We start from the raw sequence: 1,789 nt of genomic DNA, 5'->3' as shown, positions 1-1,789 counted from the left end.
TCACCAACGCCGTCCGCCCACCCGGACCAGACCCGGCCACACCAGACGGAATCGCCAGAACCAGCTTGCCCGTATGCCGGGCCTGCGACATGAACCGGAACGCCTCCCGCGCCCGCCGCACATCCCACACCCGAACCGGCAGCAACGACAACTCACCAGCCGCCATCAGACCAACCACCCGGCCCAGCATCTCCCCCATCCGCTCCGGCCCGGCCTCACCCAGGTCGAACGGCCGGTAGAAGACCTCCGGATGCTCCCCGGCCAAAATCTCCGGCTCCCGCAGATCCGTACGACCCATCTCGACAAACGCCCCACCACGCGGCAGCAACCGCAGCGACGCATCCGTCAACTCCCCAGCCAGGGAGTTCAACACAATGTCCACCCCGGCCCCGCCCGTCGCAGCCAGGAACTCCGCCTCGAAACCAGCCGTACGCGACGAGGCAATGTGCGACCCGTCCAGACCCGCCTCACGCAGCACCCGCCACTTGGCCGGGCTCGCCGTCGCGAACACCTCCAAGCCCAGATGCCGCGCAATCTGCACCGCCGCCATCCCCACACCACCAGCAGCCGCATGCACCAACAGCCTCTGCCCAGCACGAGCACCAGCCAGCTCCACCAGCGCGTACCACGCCGTCAGGAACGCCACCGGCACCGACGCCGCACTCGTGAACGACCACCCCGCCGGAATCCGCACCACCTGTCGGGCATCGGTGACCACCACCGGGCCGAACCCGCCCGACGCGATCCCCATCACCCGGTCCCCCACCGCCAGACGGGACACCCCAGGACCCGTCTCCGTCACAACACCAGCAATCTCACTGCCCATCAGACCGCCACCGGGATACATGTTCAGCCCGATCAGCACATCCCGGAAGTTCAGCCCGGCCCCCCGGACCGCCACCCGAACCTGCCCAGCCTCCAACCGCTCCCCGGCCTGCGGTGCCTCGGCCAGCACGAGCCCCTCCAACGACCCGCCCTCATCACCCTCCAGCCGCCACAGCCCATCAGGCACCACCAGATCACCCGACGGACGCGTCAACCGACGGCCAAAGACGTTCTGGCCACGGATGACCAGTTCCGGCTCGCCGTTGCCGAGCACAGTCGGCAGTACTGCTATGTGGTCACCGTCGCCGGTCGCGGGCAGGTCGGCCAGGACCAGGCGTCCCGGATTCTCCGACTGCGCCGACCGCAGCAGACCCCACACCGCAGCCGCCGCCAGATCCGTCACACCCTCACCCGGAACCGCGGCCACCGCACCCCGGGTAACGACCACCAACTGGGCCGCCTCCAGCCGCTGCTCCTCCATCCACACCTGCACCAGACCCAACACCGCACCGACAGCACACCGAGCCGCCTCAGCCGCATCACCACTGCTGTCCGTATCCGCACAGACAACCACCACCTGCGGAGCAACCTCGCCCGCCTCGGTCGCAGCAGCAACCCCGGCCAGATCGGCAAACACGCGGACCGGCACCCCGGCCGTGTCCAGCCCGTCGGCCAGCGCGAAACGATCCGCTCCAACCAGCACCCAGTCCCCAGCCGGAACCGCAACCTCCGCCACCGGAGCCCAGTCCACGCTGAACAACGCATCAGCCACACCGGCATCAGACACCTGCAACTGATCTGCCGACACCGGACGAGTAATCAGCGACGCCACCGAGACCACCGGTGCACCCGCGGTGTCCGCCGCCGTCAACGTCAGACTGCCCTGCCCATCACGACGCAGCCGAGCCCGCAGAACCGACGCCCCACCGGCGTGCAGCTCCACACCCGTCCACGCAAACGGCAG

Annotated in this window: 1 protein-coding gene; it reads right to left on the bottom strand. The window is 69.1% G+C overall.

Annotated features, from left to right (window positions below; all coding sequences use genetic code 11):
• A partial coding sequence (locus AQI88_RS42300; protein WP_159050616.1) for a zinc-binding dehydrogenase occupies nt 1–1,768 on the bottom strand: 1,768 nt, incomplete at its 3' end.
• Nucleotides 1,769–1,789: the final 21 nt, after the last annotated feature.

Source organism: Streptomyces cellostaticus, from assembly GCF_001513965.1.
GTDB classification, from domain to species: Bacteria; Actinomycetota; Actinomycetes; order Streptomycetales; family Streptomycetaceae; genus Streptomyces; species Streptomyces cellostaticus.
The sequence above is the reverse complement of the archived record's forward strand: the minus strand, read 5'-3'. Positions and strand labels throughout refer to the sequence as shown.